Origin of the sequence: Pedobacter aquatilis, from assembly GCF_032678425.1 — a bacterium.
GTDB lineage: Bacteria > Bacteroidota > Bacteroidia > Sphingobacteriales > Sphingobacteriaceae > Pedobacter > Pedobacter aquatilis_B.
This window is the reverse complement of sequence record NZ_JAVTSG010000004.1, coordinates 66,186-81,788: the sequence shown is the minus strand read 5'-3', so window position 1 is coordinate 81,788 and position 15,603 is coordinate 66,186. Positions and strand designations below refer to the sequence as shown.

At 34.9% G+C, this 15,603-nt stretch carries 15 protein-coding genes; 4 read left to right on the top strand and 11 right to left on the bottom strand.

All coding sequences use genetic code 11. The annotated features are described in order from the left end of the window. The first annotated feature begins 93 nt into the window (after positions 1–93). Complete coding sequence (locus R2Q16_RS13760; protein ID WP_231458916.1) at positions 94–285, top strand: cold-shock protein; 192 nt, start codon at positions 94–96, stop codon at positions 283–285. 72 nt (positions 286–357) lie between these two features. On the opposite strand, the gene R2Q16_RS13755 is transcribed toward R2Q16_RS13760, so the two are convergent. Beyond that, positions 358–1,479 (bottom strand): thioredoxin family protein, encoded by a 1,122-nt coding sequence (locus tag R2Q16_RS13755; RefSeq protein WP_316737774.1) that lies wholly within the window; start codon positions 1,477–1,479, stop codon positions 358–360. Positions 1,480–1,703: 224 nt separating this feature from the next. Between R2Q16_RS13755 and R2Q16_RS13750 the strand changes: the two genes are divergently transcribed. From R2Q16_RS13750 to R2Q16_RS13740, 3 genes are all read left to right on the top strand, one after another. Continuing rightward, positions 1,704–2,372, top strand: coding sequence for a succinate dehydrogenase cytochrome b subunit (locus R2Q16_RS13750; protein ID WP_316737773.1), 669 nt, complete (start codon positions 1,704–1,706; stop codon positions 2,370–2,372). 31 nt (positions 2,373–2,403) lie between these two features. Then, complete coding sequence (locus tag R2Q16_RS13745; RefSeq protein WP_316737772.1) at positions 2,404–4,383, top strand: fumarate reductase/succinate dehydrogenase flavoprotein subunit; 1,980 nt, start codon at positions 2,404–2,406, stop codon at positions 4,381–4,383. A gap of 138 nt (positions 4,384–4,521) precedes the next feature. Beyond that, positions 4,522–5,292: a succinate dehydrogenase/fumarate reductase iron-sulfur subunit gene (locus R2Q16_RS13740; RefSeq protein ID WP_316737771.1), complete on the top strand. Its 771-nt coding sequence runs from the start codon at positions 4,522–4,524 to the stop codon at positions 5,290–5,292. Between the two features lie 425 nt (positions 5,293–5,717). Here R2Q16_RS13740 and R2Q16_RS13735 read toward each other — a convergent pair whose 3' ends face one another. From R2Q16_RS13735 to R2Q16_RS13690, 10 genes are all read right to left on the bottom strand, one after another. After that, positions 5,718–6,404 (bottom strand): TonB-dependent receptor plug domain-containing protein, encoded by a 687-nt coding sequence (locus R2Q16_RS13735; RefSeq protein ID WP_316737770.1) that lies wholly within the window; start codon positions 6,402–6,404, stop codon positions 5,718–5,720. A 36-nt stretch (positions 6,405–6,440) separates the two neighbouring features. Continuing rightward, positions 6,441–8,384, bottom strand: a complete 1,944-nt coding sequence (locus R2Q16_RS13730; RefSeq protein WP_316737769.1) for a TonB family protein — start codon at positions 8,382–8,384, stop codon at positions 6,441–6,443. Next, positions 8,381–8,758 (bottom strand): BlaI/MecI/CopY family transcriptional regulator, encoded by a 378-nt coding sequence (locus R2Q16_RS13725; RefSeq protein WP_231458923.1) that lies wholly within the window; start codon positions 8,756–8,758, stop codon positions 8,381–8,383. Before R2Q16_RS13725 ends, R2Q16_RS13730 begins: the two co-directional genes overlap by 4 nt. Positions 8,759–8,853: 95 nt before the next feature. Next, entirely contained in the window at positions 8,854–9,495 is a 642-nt protein-coding gene (locus tag R2Q16_RS13720) for a response regulator transcription factor (RefSeq protein ID WP_316737768.1), read from the bottom strand. Positions 9,496–9,499: 4 nt separating this feature from the next. Next, positions 9,500–10,210, bottom strand: coding sequence for a sensor histidine kinase (locus R2Q16_RS13715; RefSeq protein WP_316737767.1), 711 nt, complete (start codon positions 10,208–10,210; stop codon positions 9,500–9,502). A 47-nt stretch (positions 10,211–10,257) separates the two neighbouring features. Continuing rightward, positions 10,258–10,911 carry a hypothetical protein gene (locus R2Q16_RS13710; protein ID WP_316737766.1) on the bottom strand — a complete coding sequence of 218 codons (654 nt, stop codon included), beginning with the start codon at positions 10,909–10,911 and terminating at the stop codon, positions 10,258–10,260. 16 nt (positions 10,912–10,927) lie between these two features. After that, a complete protein-coding gene (locus R2Q16_RS13705; RefSeq protein WP_316737765.1) occupies positions 10,928–11,425 on the bottom strand; it encodes a hypothetical protein in 498 nt (165 codons plus the stop codon). Positions 11,426–11,774: 349 nt separating this feature from the next. Then, complete coding sequence (locus tag R2Q16_RS13700; protein WP_316737764.1) at positions 11,775–13,367, bottom strand: M28 family metallopeptidase; 1,593 nt, start codon at positions 13,365–13,367, stop codon at positions 11,775–11,777. 526 nt (positions 13,368–13,893) lie between these two features. Next, positions 13,894–14,691 (bottom strand): ABC transporter permease, encoded by a 798-nt coding sequence (locus R2Q16_RS13695; RefSeq protein WP_316737763.1) that lies wholly within the window; start codon positions 14,689–14,691, stop codon positions 13,894–13,896. A 1-nt stretch (position 14,692) separates the two neighbouring features. Next, on the bottom strand, positions 14,693–15,601 hold the full coding sequence (locus R2Q16_RS13690; protein WP_316737762.1) for an ABC transporter ATP-binding protein: 909 nt from the start codon (positions 15,599–15,601) through the stop codon (positions 14,693–14,695). Between the last annotated feature and the right edge of the window lie 2 nt (positions 15,602–15,603).

Below are 15,603 nucleotides of genomic sequence, written 5' to 3'. Positions count from 1 at the left end.
CCAATACTTTCACTATTAAATTGATTTTAAAAAATATAAAATTGATTTATAGGTATTTAACCATACCTTTATGCCAAATTAAAATACAATATAATGCAACAAGGAACAGTAAAATTTTTTAATGAAACTAAAGGTTTCGGATTTATTATCCCAGCAAATGGCGATGCCGAAATTTTTGTTCATGCTTCAGGCTTAATCGACAACGTTCGTGAGAACGATTCTGTAACTTACGAAGTTGAAGAAGGTAGAAAAGGCTTAAACGCGGTAAATGTTAAAGTAGCTTAAGAAAACTCGAATACATAAATCGTAAAAAGTCCCGATGCAAATCGGGACTTTTTTTGTGGAATAATCTTTTTGTTAACCTTGCTGTTTCAGATACTTGATAATGTCTTCTTCGAGTAACTCAACACTAATATCTTCACTCATTAATATTTTGCCATTTTTATCCAATATCATAAAGTGAGGCACGTTATAATTTCCGATATTTCTAGCATTAGGAGATTTTGCACCTTTCAAATCTGAGAATTGTGGCCAGGTTAATTTATCATCTCTAATCACATTAACCCACCAATTTCTTTTGTTATCTAAAGAAACCCCAATAAACTCTACACCTTTACTTTTATATTTTTCATAAAGTGTAATTAGTTTTATATTGTTTGTTCTGCATTTGTCGTTATATGAAGTCCACACTAATACAAGATTTAATTTCCTTAAAATGGTTTTATCAAAAGCCTTTCCTGCTGGAGTTTCGCCTGCAATACTTTCTAACGTATTACCTGGTTTCATTTTTTCGACCAACGTAATTTTCTCGAATAGCTTTTTTCCTGCCTTACTATTTTGCTGTTCTTCATCCAAATAATTAAATATTTTGCCAAATTGAACACTGTTCAAATCTGTTATGCCCAACTGGTCCAATAAAAATACTGTATTCGGAGAGTTTGGATGCTTTTTAGCAAATGTTTCAATAGCGGTTAAATTTAGAGTTTTAATACGTTCCATTAAATCAGCAAATACATCAACTCGTTTCACAATATTGCTTGTATCTGCAGCATCAACAGCTCTTTTAGCTATTATGGCACTATCGGATAAGGGCTTATTTAAATTATTTTTTATTGCATAAAAATCAATAAAATCTTCGCCTTCAGTTGATGGCGTTTTTTTAAAGGGATAAATAGACCTATTATCTGCAGCGTTTATTACTAAATCATAATTACCAGTTTTTAAATAGAACCAGAAAGGTCTAAAATCATTTCCATCTTCAATTTTTATCTCTGCAAACCTTTCTTTAGGTAAATTAACCTGAAAGGTTTGCTTGCCTTTAATATTCTCTACCTTTAATTTTTCTCCGGTTTTTGCATCAGAGATAGTTATGGTAGCATTCTTACTAAAATTTTTTGCTGTTAAATTAAATACAGCTGGCCCATCATTACATGAAGAACAAAGTATTGCTGATAAAAGTGCGATGAAGATTTTTTTCATATCTGATAATTTAGAAGACTAATATAACGAAAAGTTTAGTTGATAAGAATGGCACTTTGAAATATTCTTCAATAGGGTAAGAAGCGATATTTACACTGAAATTTGAAAATTGCTCTTAGAATGTTTCTAAATAAATGTTTTATCGTTGTTTTGTCATATTCGTTTATAAATTAAACTCATAATTAAATACTTTTGCACAAAGAATTATAAATAATAATAATCTAATGAGTAGTTTAAGTAAAGCTTTTACATCATCTATAGGTAGAAAGTTTGTAATGGGGTTAACGGGTCTTTTCTTGATTTCTTTCCTTGTTGTACACGTATCTATAAATGCGCTAATTTTTTTAAATGATGGTGGGGAAACCTTCAATGTTGCTGCCGATTTTATGAGTCATAACATCGTAATCCGCATCATGGAAGTTGGCTTATTTGCCGGAATTATCCTGCACATTGTTCAAGCAATTTTGCTTACCGCACAAAACAATGCTGCCAGACCAGAAAAGTATGCTTTTAATAAGTCTTCTGCTAATAGCAAGTGGTATTCTCGTAGCATGGGGTTATTAGGCACATTAATTTTAATGTTCTTGGTACTTCACCTTTATCATTTCTGGTGGCCAACAAAAGTGGCTGTTTTTTCACACGAGGAACATAATACTTTTCATGGTATTGTAGCCATTTTCCAAGAACTTTGGGTTGTAGTAATCTATGTTTTAGGGGTGATTTCTTTAGGATACCACTTATTACATGGTTTTCAATCCTCTTTCCAAACAATGGGCTGGAACCATAAAAAATGGACACCTGTTGTAAAAACGGTAGGTGTATGGTTCTCGATTATCGTACCTATCATTTTTGCATTAATGCCAATTTCAATCTATTTAGGTTGGATTAGCTAAACAGAAACGTTTAATTAAAAGTATTAAGTAAATGTCGACATTAAATTCAAATATCCCTGCGGGCGAATTAACCCAAAAGTGGACAAAATATAAATCTTCTATGCCGTTGGTTAATCCAGCGAATAAAAGAAGTTTAGAAGTAATCGTAGTAGGTTCTGGTTTAGCGGGTGCATCTGCAGCGGCTACATTAGCCGAAATGGGCTACAAAGTAAAATGCTTTTGCTTCCAGGATTCACCTCGTAGAGCACACTCAATTGCAGCTCAAGGTGGTATCAACGCTGCAAAAAACTATCAAAATGATGGTGATAGCACTTACCGTTTATTCTACGATACCATTAAAGGTGGAGATTATAGAGCACGCGAAGCGAACGTACACCGTTTAGCTGAGGTTAGTGCGAACATTATCGACCAATGTGTGGCTCAAGGTGTGCCTTTAGCTCGCGAATACGGTGGTTTGTTAGATAACCGTTCATTCGGGGGTACACAAGTTCAACGTACATTTTATGCCGCAGGTCAAACTGGTCAGCAGTTATTATTAGGTGCTTACTCAGCACTGGAACGTCAGGTTGGTATGGGTAAAGTGCAAATGTATACCCGTCATGAAATGCTTGATGTTGTAGTAATTGACGGTAAAGCTCGTGGTATTATTGCTCGTAACTTAATTACAGGCGAATTAGAGCGTCACTTCGGTCATGCAGTGGTTTTAGGTACAGGAGGTTACGGAAACGTATTCTACTTATCTACCAATGCAATGGGAAGTAATGTTACCGCAGCTTGGAAGGTGCACAAAAAAGGTGCTTTCTTCGCAAATCCTTGCTACACTCAAATTCACCCTACTTGTATCCCAGTTTCTGGCGACCATCAATCAAAATTAACTTTGATGTCGGAGTCGTTACGTAACGATGGTCGTATTTGGGTGCCTAAAAAGAAAGATGATACGCGTAAAGCTTCAGATATTCCTGAAGAGGAAAGAGATTATTATTTGGAGCGTCGTTACCCTGCTTTTGGTAACTTGGTACCTCGCGACGTAGCTTCTCGTGCCGCTAAAGAGCGTTGTGATGCTGGTTACGGTGTAGGTACTTCTAAACTAGCAGTATATTTAGATTTCAAAGCAAATACAGAACGTTATGGTCGTATCGAAGCTTCAAAAGCGGGCAACCATAATCCTGATAAAGAAACCTGCATGCGTTTAGGAACTGCCGTAATTAAAGAAAAATACGGTAACTTATTCGACATGTATGCACAAATCACAGGTGAAAATCCTTATGAAACTCCAATGCGTATTTATCCTGCGGTTCACTATACCATGGGTGGTGTTTGGGTTGATTATGATTTGATGACGACAATTCCAGGTTTGTATTGTACTGGTGAAGCTAACTTCTCAGACCACGGTGCTAACCGTTTAGGTGCATCTGCACTGATGCAAGGTTTAGCCGATGGTTATTTCGTATTGCCTTACACTATTGGAGCTTACTTATCAAAAGAAATTGCGACTAAACCAATTCCTACAGACCACCCTGCGTTTGTGGAGGCTGAGAATGAAGTAAAAGCAACTATCGATAAATTCTTAAGTATTAACGGAACTAAATCTGTAGACCATTTCCACAAAAGATTAGGCCACATTATGTGGGAAAAATGTGGTATGGCTCGTAACAGAGAGGGTTTAACACAAGCCATCAAAGAAATTCAGGATTTACGTAGAGAGTTTTGGGCTGATGTTAAAGTACCTGGCTCTTCTGATGAATTTAATCCTGAATTAGAAAAAGCACATCGCGTTGCGGATTTCATTGAATTAGGAGAGTTGATGTGTAAAGATGCCCTTAACAGAGAAGAAAGCTGCGGCGGTCACTTTAGAGAGGAGCACCAAACTGAAGAAGGCGAAGCACAACGTGATGATGTAAACTATGCATACGTAGCTGCTTGGGAATATAAAGGCGTAAGTGAATTCGAATTGCACAAAGAAGAATTGAACTACGAAAACATTAAGGTTGCACAAAGAAATTATAAATAGTACAGCGTATTGAGATATGCGTATTGAGACATACGACAAACTCAAACAACTGTTATAAAGTTATTAATAGTATAGTGTAAAGTTTAGCGAGATTAAAATCTCAATACGCAATACGCATTACTCAATACTTAAAGAAAAATGAGTACAGGAAACATGAATTTAACGCTACAAGTTTGGCGTCAAAAAAATAGCAAATCAGCTGGTAAATTGGTTGATTATAAGCTTTCCGAGATTTCTCCAGACATGTCTTTCTTAGAGATGTTTGATGTTTTAAACGAACAATTAATTAATAAGGGTGAAGAGCCTGTTGTATTTGACCACGATTGTAGAGAAGGTATCTGCGGTATGTGCTCAATGTTTATCAACGGACAGCCTCACGGACCAAAAGACCTGGTAACAACTTGCCAGTTGCACATGCGTTCGTTCAAAGATGGCGATACAATTGTTGTTGAACCTTGGAGAGCAAAAGCATTTCCGGTAATTAAAGATTTAGCTGTAGATCGTTCTGCTTTTGACCGTATCATCGCTTCTGGTGGTTTCGTATCGGTAAACACTGGTAACGCACAAGATGCAAACGCTTTGCCAATCCCTAAAATTCAAGCTGATGCTGCATTCGAGGCTGCTGCTTGTATTGGTTGTGGTGCTTGTGTAGCAACTTGTAAAAATGCTTCGGCGATGCTTTTCGTTTCGGCTAAGATATCTCAATTGGCTTTATTACCTCAAGGTCAGCCAGAGCGTTACCGTCGTGTACAAAGCATGGTAGCCCAAATGGATGAGGAAGGTTTTGGTAACTGTACTAACACTGGTGCTTGCGAAGCAGAGTGTCCAAAAGGTATTTCATTAGAAAACATCGCTCGTATGAACAGAGATTATTTCTCTGCAAAATTTGTAAGCGAAGAAGAAGTTTAATAAAACTGTGCCATTCCATTAATTTGGAATTGTTAAGCCCCCATTTTATGGGGGCTTTTTTTTTAATTTTTTCTATGTGATATCTTGAAGGATAATTAACCAAAAGTTTATTTAGCGGATTAAAGAATCAAATATAATTTTCTGTAAAAAATCGAAAGTGTTTTGGATAAAATCGAAACGATTAGAAAAGGAGTTTAGCAAATAATAATTCGTAAAAAGAGTAAATTAATTATGTTTGCATATTAATTATCTGTTTAAATAAAAATTATATTTTGTAAAATTTGCATATACATTAAAGATTTTATAAATTTATTGTTCCGAGACAGGAGAGAAAGCATAAAAGCCCGACAATTTTTTTGCCGGGCTTTGTGTTGCAATAATCTTACTATATATTCTATTTGCAATAAAAATCTCTTTATAAAAATTTAATTCTTATCTGAATCAACAACTTTATTTATCTTTTTTAATGGCTTTGTTTTAATTATTACAACCCCATTACTTGCTGCCAAGCCATAGTTTTGAATTGCATTTGTATCCTTTAAAATGGTAACAGAATCAATGGTGCTAGGATCAAGAAATTCAATCGATCCGCTTTCAATTTTTTCTCCATCTACAATGTACAATGGTTGATTAATTTTACTAACATTTCTTAGCCCCCTAATACGGACTTTACTTGTATTGAAGGAAAATGCGGTGCTATCATTTCTTTGTTTAGGTTCTAAGGAAAAGTCTGATGATTTACTAACACCACTAATAATGCCCAAGGCTTTCATTTTCGCCTGCAGATCAATATTTTCAGTTGAATTTGATTTGGCTTTAGTAGTGACTACAACTGCTCCATTATTTCCTTCAATGCCGAAAAGGTTAATTGCATTATCACCCTTTATAACAATTACTTCCATAATTTCATTTGGGTCGATGCTGTTCGTCAAAAAATCGCCATTAAATTGCTTTACACCATCAATAGCATAAATTGGTTTTCCTGCATTTTTATCTAAACCTCTAATTTTAATACCTGGGCTCTGAATTCTTGAAGTGTCAGTTTTGGATTGGCTAAATGCACTTGTTGCCATAACCGAAGTACAGGCCAATAAATAAAATACCTTTTTCATGTTCTATAATTAGTTATAGCCAAAAAGTAGAACGCTCTAATTAGGTGCTACTTTATTTTCTAAGGCCTTAAATAAACTGTTTTTATCAACTTTTGAAGTAATTAAAATTACGCCATTTATTCCTTTTGGTCCATAAAGCATTGTAGCGGCTTCATCTCTCAAAACTGAAATAGATTCAATGCTTTCTGTCCTAATAAATTGAAGTGCATCCTTGCCTTGCGTAACGCCATCTAAAATCACTAAAGGACTGTTAGCTCCGCTTAAGTTTTTAATACCTTTAAAAGATAGTTTTGTTTTCTCTAATGGAGCAGATTTTAATTTGGTTGAATTATCCAAAGTAAAATTTACCGACATATTGTATTTAACTCTCACGGGTTTCCCGTTTTGTATTCCAGGCATCCAGTTGGGTGATTCATCAAAAACACGGAGCGCTTCTTGATTTGTGCTTTCATCCAAACCTTTTAAAACCTTTAAATCGGTAAGTTTGCCATTTTTCTCAACGGTAAAAGATATATGTACCTTCCCTTGAATATTTCTTTCTTGAGCTTCTTCAGGATATTTTAAGTTCTTACTTAAATAATCATAAAAGTTTTTCATCCCTCCAGGATATTCCGGTTGTTTTTCTATCGATACAAAATCATAAATCTTTTCTTTTTTCTCGATAGATAGAGTTTTTTCGTTTACATAGCCAGTAATTTGAAGTGGTGCAATTTCTTTATAACCTTCTATTTCCTGGCTTGTTGTGGCTTCTGTATTTGGCTGAACTTGCCCTAAACTAAAAGATACCTTGAAAGCATAATTGCCATCTTTAACACCTTTGAAGTTTTTATACGCTAAAATGCTTTTCATTACTTCTTCATCACAACCTTCACCTAAATCTTGTTTTGAACCTAAATCGGTTACTCTACCATTTTTTAGTGTGAACATGATGTGCGTAGTGCCCTCTAATGCTTTTTCTTGAGCACCTTTCGGATATTTTATATTGTTACCCATGAAAGTGTAAAACTGCTCCCAATTATTGGCTACCGGAACATGCTTTGCAACTGTTTTAACTTTCTCTACATTTACAGCCTTTAATGGCTTAATAACAATGTTTTCAACCAATTGTATAGGTTCATTTAAAGGAATTTGTTCGGCAAATGAGATTAGATTTTCGTTTTTGCGAACGGTTGCCGAAGAAAACAAAATTGCAATTGCAAATAGTGGGATAAAGATTCCATATTTCATTACTGCCGTTTTCTTCGAGCGCTCCTTATGCAGCATGTAAATACGCTTTTTTACAAGTGATTTTTCAAAGAAATTGCTGGTTAATGCACTTTGATTGATACCGAAAGATTTACTTAGAATAAGCATTGCATATTCTGCCTTATCACCCTGATAATTCGCGGCATGTTCATCCGCCAAAAATTCGTGGATGTTTTTGATGCTTTTTTTATAAAGATAAATTACCGGATTTAACCAGGTAAGTATTCCAACAACCTCAAAAAACAGAATGTCTAAACTATGCCATTGTTTTACATGTGCTTCTTCGTGGCTATCAATAACATCACGATTTGGTAAAGATATATCGATTATTTTTTTGCCGAAAAAGGAGAAAGCCGAGCCTTCTTTAGCATTATTAATTAACCTTTTAACAAATAGTAGGTTAATAATTAATCGGAATAAAAAAAATAAAATGCCAGCACAATAAATGCTGACCATTAAGTTCGCCCAATTAAATCCCTCTTGCGCTTCAGTAACAATAGTTGCCTGTTCCAGCACTGCATCCCATTTTACAGTTGTGTAAACTTGTTGAGCAGCTTTTTGTACCGTTAACCATTCTAAACGGATAAATGGTATGCATAGTGATAAAAAACCTGCTGCTACCAAATAAATTCGGTTTAAAGTAAAATAGGTTTCCTTATCTAACAGTAATTTATAAAATCCATAAAAAACTACTAAGTATAAGTTTACCTGCAAAAGGTAGTGGGCAAAACTCATTTTGGCTTATGTTTAATCTTATTAATCATTTTAAGAATTTCATCCACATCACTTAAATCCAATTTTTCTTCTTTTACAAAGAATGAAAACATACTTTCTACAGAGTTTTCAAAATAGTTGCCTAACAATTTCTCGGTTGCATGGCGTTTATATTCTTCTTTACTAATTAGGGGGTGGTACTGATGTGCTTTACCAAAGGCTTCATGCCCAATAAAACCTTTCGTTTCTAAAATTCTGATTATTGTTGAAACTGTATTGTAAGCAGGTTTTGGAATAGGTAACTCGTCAATTACTTCCTTAACAAATGCTTTTTCCAACTGCCATAAAACTTGCATTATCTGCTCTTCGGCCTTGGTTAAATCTTTAATATCCATTTTATTTTTTGATTATAGGAATGAGTAAAATTTTACTCGTCATACTAAAGATAAAACTAATTGATTAGTTACGCAAGTTTTGAAGTAAATTAAGTTTATATTTTTATTAAATCGTTTTTGATACCATACACCACAAGTCCGGTTCTGGTTTTAATGTTAAGTTTCGCAAAAAGCGACTCTCGATAGTTATCTACCGTTCTAGGGCTGATGTTCATTAAATCAGCAATGTCTTTATAAGTAAGTTCTGTACTGCAGTGCTGCAAAAAAGTAAGTTCTTTTTCAGTTATTATTGGTTTTGGATCTTCCTTTTTAAGTTGAAACAACAACCTTCCAGATACCATCTCGTTAATATAAAAACCTTTCTCTATGATGGCTTTAATCGCAATTACCAGGTCTGAGGGAGTTGAGCCTTTTAGAATATAACCGCCAGCCCCAGCTTTAAGCATTTCGATAATTGCTTTCTCTTCTTCGTGCATGCTCAAAGCCAAAACTTTTACATCAGGATATTCTTTTTTGATGAATCGAGTAGCTGCATAGCCATCCATAACTGGCATATTAATATCCATTAGTACCAACTGTACACCTGGATGCGATTTGATCTGATTTTGCATATCCACGCCATTAGTAGCTTGAAATACAATATCAATTTCTTCAAATTCCGATAATAGGTTTGCTAATCCTTGGCGAAAAAGGGTATGGTCATCAACAATTGCGATTGGGAGTGTGGTTGCGTTCATAATATTATGGATATGGAATTTCTATAAAAATTGACGTGCCTTTTTCTGGTGCCGAAATTACATCGATTTTTCCTTCAATCATTTCAACACGCTTTTTAATCGAGTTTAAGCCTAAGCCACTTTTGCGATTTTTTGCCTCTTCGTAATCAAATCCGATACCGTTTTCTTTCACCGTTAAAAGCAAAACATCGTTTTTTAATCCGGTATCTATTTGAATCATGCTGGCCTGTGCATGTTTAATAATATTGTTTATGATTTCCTGCAAAAGCCTTAAAATAATTAAGTCTTTGTTTGGCGAAGTTGTATCAATTTCAAGTAAATCATTGGTTACGATTAATGTGTAACCTTCAACTTTTCGAAGCCAGTTAACCTCTTGTTCTATAGCATGGCCAATGCCCGATTCTACAATTTGTTCGCCATGTAATATTTTGGCTAATTCTCTAATCTCTTTTATTGATTTACTAACTAAAGACAACGAATTTGATATTTTTTCACTGGCTTTTTCATTATCTGGAATTTGGATAGAATTAAGCGTTAAGGTAGTTAAACTTAGTAGTTGGCCTATGTTATCATGCAATTCAGTTGCAATGGTTTGCATGGTTTGATCCTGAACTTCAATGTGTGTTTTCAGAATTTCGGCCTCAAATTTTTGACGCATATTTTCCTTCTCCACAAAGTGATTTTTCTTGTGGCGATTATAAGATCGAATGTACATCAATAAAAATATTGGCATCAATAGAAAAACTAATGATGCCAGTAAAATTATGGACATATTGTCCGCTGACGAGCTCTGCATATAAATGAATATGACCAAAAACAATATAACAAAACGTTCAAAGTAGAATAAATAATGCTACGGGTATTATATTTTCCTAAAAATTTTTGCTGAATTATTTCATCGAAAAAGTTGGCTAAAGTGCCCCCAAAGTAAAAAATGATTGCTCCACCAACCCACCAAAACGCAGGATGAAATTTTAAATCAATATACTTATCATCTTTTAATAAAAAATAAAAGTATAATAAACCATAAACTACAAAAACAACGGACATAATACTTATAGTGATTGAATTATATTCGATTATTGGATTATGAGTTATAGAAAAACCAATATATATTGCTATGATTATTGCAAATATTGGTAACAAAAATCTTTTTGCATCAATAAAATCCTTCAAAAAAATGTAGAAAGCATAAGTAATGTAACTTAATTCTACTAGCATATAGATATTATATATAATAAGGTTATTATGATATATTCTTCCTATATATTTAGCGAATAGTTCTGTAGATGGAACTATCAGCATGTATGCTACCGTAATTTTCCAAAACGAATTTTTATCTCTTATTAGAAATATAAGAGCGAATAATGCACAAATTGACTCTATTGTTGAACCAACACTAAATAAACTGAACATATATTATTAATGTGTTTTATGAATTCATTAAGGGACTGCCATCATCACATACTTCTGGACATAAATCTCCTCTGTTTTCCGGGTCTGTCGGATTTGGATCGCCATCATCACAAATTGGATCAAGCTCAATGTCTTTATCTATAAAATAATCAGTTTTAGGTTTGCCATCAACTTCCTTTGTAACGACAAGAAGTATGGTATTCATATCACAATATTTGTCTGGTATTTTATCTCCATATTCTAATTTGTTAATAGAATCAATAATTTCCTTAGTATATCTTCCAAAATAAATCCGAACGCCATCGCCCTCAAATTTCGCTATTTTCTCTACCAATTTTTGAATTTGTGCGGCTGGCAGCCAAGCAGCTTTGGTGTAATTTCCTGCGTCAGATTTTTGACTTTCTCTAAAAGCTGCCGTCATTTTTTTTGCAATATCAACCGGAACGGAATTATTTCTTCCGTCTTTTGTTAAGGGTGTTGTACTCATAATGTTGTTTGGATGTTTTTTATTCAATAAAGTTGGTTATAAATACGTATTTATTCTACCGCAAATTCCCCCTATACCAATACCGTAAAATTACCCTATAAAAAAGGGTGTTTAATGCTGCAATGTTTTTATGGTGTACCATAACTTTGGTATAACGAAAGCAAAAATAATATTACTTAGCAATTGAGTAAACAAAAAGCAAAACTTAAATTTTATTGAAGTAGCGCTTATAAAATATTAACTGCTCTAGATAAACGTTGATGCGAAACAACATCAATCTCTCAAATTTTTAGTTATAGTTAGGATTTATGAAAAACAATCCCGAAAAAAAGGCCCCCGTAAACGGTGGGCCTTTTTTTGTACTTAATAATTTATTTTAGTTTCTAGCTGGAGCAGCTGTGCCTGTTGAAGTTGCAGCTGGAGCAGCTGGTAATTCTTTTCTAGGGATCTGAGCATCACGTTGTGATGTATTGTAAACAAAAGATGCAATAATAGTTGCCGATTGTTTTAAATCATCTTCCACAAGTCTGTCGTAGGTATCCATATTGCTATGGTGTGTACGTGTGTTGTAATCTGCAGGGTCTTGAATAAACTGGAAGCCTGGAATACCAACCGCATCAAAAGCCTGGTGATCGGTACCGCCTGTATTACTTACCGTTACAGTTGTTGCACCCAAATCATTAAATGGCGCTAACCAGTTTTTAAAGATTGGTCCGGCTGCTTCATTCCCTTGCAAATAAATACCGCGAATTTTTCCTGTGCCGTTATCTAAATTGTAATAGGCTGAGATTTTTTTCTGGTCTGGTGTTAAAATCATTGTTTTTGGGTCGCCAAAATGTTTAGCTACATAACCTCTAGAACCAAATAATCCTTGCTCTTCAGAACTCCATAGTGCAATACGGATGGTGCGTTTTGGTTTAAAATCGATTGCTTTTAAAATACGAACGGCTTCCATCATTACCGCAGAACCTGCTGCGTTATCTGTTGCGCCTGTTGCTGCATGCCACGAATCAAAGTGACCGCCAATCATTACTAATTCTTCTTTTAGCTTTTTATCCGTTCCAGGAATTTCAGCAATAACATTATAACCTTGTGGGTCTTGGTCATAAAATGAAGTTTTGATATCTGCTTCCACTTCCACAGGTTTTCCTGCTCGTAATAAACGTAAAATGTGTAAATAATCTTCAGCTGCAACTTCTAATTCTGGCGAAACTGGCTTTGCATCTAATGCATAAGATGCGCCGTTGCTTGTAAAGAATGTACCTTGTCCGCCGCGGGCATAAGTTAAAATTAACCCAACTTTTTCTTCAACAAGCATACTGCTGATGGCTGCTCTAATTTCTCTCATTTTCATCATCTGAGCCATCATGTTATTTGCAGCTCCCGGGCGTTGACCGCGATTGCCTGCCGGAGTAGGTTTTGCATCGGCCATTTTAGCCAATGTACTGTCTGCATAACGAGCAAAATCAGGGCGAGTGCCACTTTGAAGTGGATTACCTGAATCCATCATTACGATTTTGCCTGCTAATTTTCCTTTGTATTTGGCCAAATCTGAAACACTATCAGCTTTAATTAATACAACTTCTGATTTTAATGGGCCGTTTGTTCCGGGTGTCCATGCTTTTGGTGATGCAATTATGGCGTGGTAAAAAGGTAGTGTTGTTGCCGCATAATATTTATCTACTTGCCAACCTTTACCAAAAGTTCCCCACGATTCTAATTTGGCATTTTTTAAGCCCCAATCGGTAAGTTGTTTTATTGCCCATTCTTGTGCTTTTTTTAAACCTGGTGAGTTTGATAAACGTGGTCCGCTTACATCGGTAAGGTTAAAGGCAATATCCATAACCTTCGAGTTATCAAGTCCTTCTTTTCTTATTTTTTGCACCACTGCCGCATCTGGTGTGTCTTGAGCAAAAACGGATACGCAAAAGCCTAAAGCCAATGCTGTAGTAGTAAATCTTCTAATCATTTTTTTAATTAAGTTAGGTTGGTTATTAAGCTTAAAAATACGCTTAAATGGAGTGATGAGCCTATTTACAATGAGATTTTTACATCGTAACTAAGTTGCATTTAGAGGTTTTGTATTTAAGTAGGTGAAAATAAAAACTAACCTAATTCAACTGGTTTATTTTATTTGAAATGAAAGTTTTCAATTTTTCACCAACATCAAGGGTAATATCTGTCTAATCGGCGATTAGATTTTTCGAGTTTGCAGTTATTGGCTGTCAGAATACCAGTAAGAACTAATATAGATATTTTAAATTGTTTTTTCTGCAAAACGATGAAATAGCCTTCATCGGTCTTTCTAGGGACCTTCTTCGGACCTTGTTCGAAAAATAGGCCTAATTCTCGAACAAGGTCCGAAGAAGTCTCGAACAAGCTCCGAACATGGTTCTTGCTCATTTTGTTAAAATTTTTACAAATAAATGACTTATTGAGAACCAAATATCCCTTAAAAATCTTCAGAAAGGAAAATATCAAATAGTGTCAGACAATTATTTTATACTTTTTTTAGATACAACGAAGTAGCCAAGTATGAAGAAAATTGCTGCGTAGATAAGACTGGTATATATTTCGCGGCTAAAAACTTCAAAAGCTAGTGGGTCGCCGCCTTTTTTAACCTTTGTTATTTGCAATGCAAGTGCCGGTAAACTGTATGGAATTAGGTATGCATATGTCCAGTTTAGGCTTGCGGTTACGATGCCCATTATTGTGCCTACAAAACCTACACCCATTGGCTTTAAAAAGTCGGCCCAAATTAGGCTCAATATAAATTGAAGCGATAAAATGCCGAGTGAGGATAGGAATAATTTTGCGTAAGAGTTGAATAAAAATGTAGTTGGGTTGTATTGGTTAAAGCTATATTTTGGAACTAGCGCTTGTAATATGTAGCCAAAACCTTGTGTTAAGCCCGCAAAAAGTAAAAGACAAATAAAGATGAGCAGTACAGCGTAAAGATATTTTGCTGCGTAGATGGAGAATTTATTTAGCGGTTGCGCAAAAAGTGTTTTCCAGGTGTCGTTTTTATGTTCGATGTTATTTACAGAAAATGCCATGAAAATTACGTAGAATGGCATGATTAGAAATCCCATAACATTTAGCGTAGCACTACTGTACCTTGCCCATAACATTATACCGTTTAATTTATAGGCTAAAACTTTATCGGCATTAGAGTAAAACCCAAATGATACCAAAGAACAAATTATAACCGGAAGCAATATGGCTGCCCAAAATGCAAGTGTTTTTCTTGATTTGTAAAATTCAGAAATTAGTGAAATATATAGAGAACGCATATTAATTGTTTTTTGTAATGTCGAGAAATAGGTTTTCTAAATCTTTTTTCTGTTTATAAAGCGCTGATACCATAAATCCGTTCTGAATTAATAAGGTGTTTATTTGGGCACTTTCTTCGCTGGTTTTGTAAGGAATGATGAGCTTTTTCGATTCAGTTTCTAATACTTCATAACCTGAATTACTAAGTAAATTTGCGGCATTTAAAGTATCATTTACTTCAATTTCTAACATGGGTTTGCTCAGTTGATGGAGCTCATCAATAGTACCTTGAAATAATAATTCGCCTTTGTTTATAATGCCGACATGGGTTGCCGTACGTTCTATTTCTGCAAGTAAATGGCTTGAAACAAGAATGGTTTTCTGATGTTTCGTTGCCAAATCGATCATCAGGTTTCTAACTTCGATAATTCCATTTGGGTCAAGTCCGTTTGTTGGTTCATCTAACAATAAAAGTTCAGGATCGGAAACTAAAGCGAGGGCAATGCCAAGTCTTTGTTTCATGCCTAAAGAATATTTTGATGCTTTTTTATTTGCCGCTTCTGTTAAACCAACAAGCGTAAGCATTTCGGTTGATTTGCTTTTATTTATACCGAGTAATAAGCAACGGTTAATCAGATTTTCTTTACCTGTTAAATGCCCGTAAATGGCTGGTTGCTCTACTAATGCGCCAACACGTTTTAGCGTTGCTATTCTGTTTCGGTTAATTTCTTTACCAAAAATAAAAACCTGATCGGCCGGAGACTGAAGCAGGTTTAAAAGTATTTTTATTGTAGTGGTTTTACCAGCACCGTTTGGTCCGAGGAAGCCATAAATGCTGCCTTTTGGTACTTGTAATGATAAATCTTTAACAATGGTTTGGTTGCCAAAATTAAAATTCAGGCCAACAGTTTCTATTGCGAAAGCGCTCATTT